The 1697-nt window shown below is 57.1% G+C and carries 2 protein-coding genes; one reads left to right on the forward strand and one right to left on the reverse strand.

Features of this window, described 5'->3' with window-relative positions; translation table 11 throughout:
- Positions 1-253, forward strand: a 253-nt coding sequence (locus FXB40_RS47415) for a transposase (protein ID WP_148778008.1), incomplete at its 5' end; no start/stop codon positions are given.
- A gap of 114 nt (positions 254-367) precedes the next feature.
- Here the strand turns inward: FXB40_RS47415 and FXB40_RS47420 are convergent.
- A complete protein-coding gene (locus tag FXB40_RS47420) occupies positions 368-1180 on the reverse strand; it encodes an alpha/beta fold hydrolase (protein WP_148779113.1) in 813 nt (270 codons plus the stop codon).
- Positions 1181-1697: the final 517 nt, after the last annotated feature.

A 1697-nucleotide genomic window follows, 5' to 3' on the forward strand; every position in this document is an offset into this window, starting at 1 on the left:
ATGGGAGCATGAACATCTGCTCGATGCTGTGCAGCAGCGCCTTGATGCGAACCCGATGGCTATGCGTCAACGTCGCGAGACCGTCGAGCATCCGTTCGGCACAATGAAGGCCCGCATGGGCGCGACACACTTCCTGACCAAAACGCTTCCGAAAGTAGCCGCCGAGATGGCTCTTTCGGTTCTGGCCTACAATCTAACAAGGGTCATGAACATCGTCGGGATCAAGCCGCTGATCGCTGCGATCGCGGCCTGAGACCGAACCGTCCTCGCTTCTCACCGCCCTCCCGCGGAAGGTGTTTTTACACGACCAAGACCCGAAACGGACGCCCCGTACTTCAGCGTGGCCGCACGCATAGTGAGGTCGATCTCACGCAGCTTGCAGTATTAAATCGCTCAAGCGATCCGGTGCATCAAGCATGGCCATGTGCCCGACGTCCGGCAGTTCGAACGTAACCCAGGACTTATCGCTCTTGCAGTCTGCCAGTGCTCTATCGAAGGGTGGCAGTGGATATTTTGGGAGACGGATATATGTCTTCTTTGCCACCTTTTGGAGCGCACCAGACAACTTGATCGGCTGGAGATAAGCGCCGATCGGATGCGGTGTAGCCTTGGATTCGACGAATCCCCGATCTCGCTCGGCAACGATGACGTCGGTCGAAATCTTCACCAATCCGCGAACGCCAGGTTCGCCCTTGTCGATGGCCGCTTGGATGCCTTTGCGAACCGCCTCGGCCGCAGTGTCCGCCCCTCTTTGTCCGTCGGCGGGAATGAAGGCATCAAGCCATACAACCGATGAGACGCGATCGCCGATGCTTTCAAGTGCGCCCGAGCCTACATAGCCGGCTAAGGACCACGCCACGAGGCAGACGTTCTCGAGACTTTCCCATCTGATCAGGTTGACGACGTCGGCGATGTGGGTGTCCAGATTGACGTCCCTGCTCAGTAAATGCGAGCGCTCGGCTAAACCCGTGAGTGACGGAGCGAAGACTTTGTGCCCCTCATGTTCGAGCCGGTCGGTGACACGGCGCCATATCCAACCTCCACAAAAAGCTCCGCTAAGAAAGACGAAGGTCTTTCGTGCCGATTGCGCATGCACCGTAACGGTGGGCGCTGCAGCCACGAAACCAGCGGTCGTGGCACTGTAAAGTATGTGGCGGCGGGTAATATCATTTTTCGTCATGACAAAAGCTCCTTTGATTCAAGGAAACTCCGACCATCAGTCTGGATGCGGCCACGAGTATACATGAACGTCGGGATACAACCAAGGTCCGCTTATGGCCCATCGCTTTTGTTGAGGCGGCGTAGCCAAATGGTCGGTTCATAGGGGCAGACCGGAAGGTTGCAACTGAGCGCCAAACCGACGCTTGTGACCAAAATGTATGGTCCGGCCGTGCGTTGCAAGTGGTTTCGCCGAGCTGGCGGTGAGCGGTCTTGCATCAATGTATCCGGCCTCTGATTGGAGCATTTGCTCCGGGCCATCATGGATATCAGCGCGCATGCGTTCTCATTAGCGGAAAGGCCTCGATTGGGGCCATTTGGGTCACCAGTGTTCGCATGCGCCGGAAGACCGAACCTCCATCTCGTCTCATCCTCTCGCAGACCTCGGCTGGGAACGATTGATAGGGTTACGTCATCGCTTGCTCCTCTTATCGTTCAGTTCCTTTGTTCGAGCCGATGGCCGTTCCTTCGTCCCGGCC

This window comes from Bradyrhizobium rifense, assembly GCF_008123425.1.
GTDB lineage: Bacteria > Pseudomonadota > Alphaproteobacteria > Rhizobiales > Xanthobacteraceae > Bradyrhizobium > Bradyrhizobium rifense.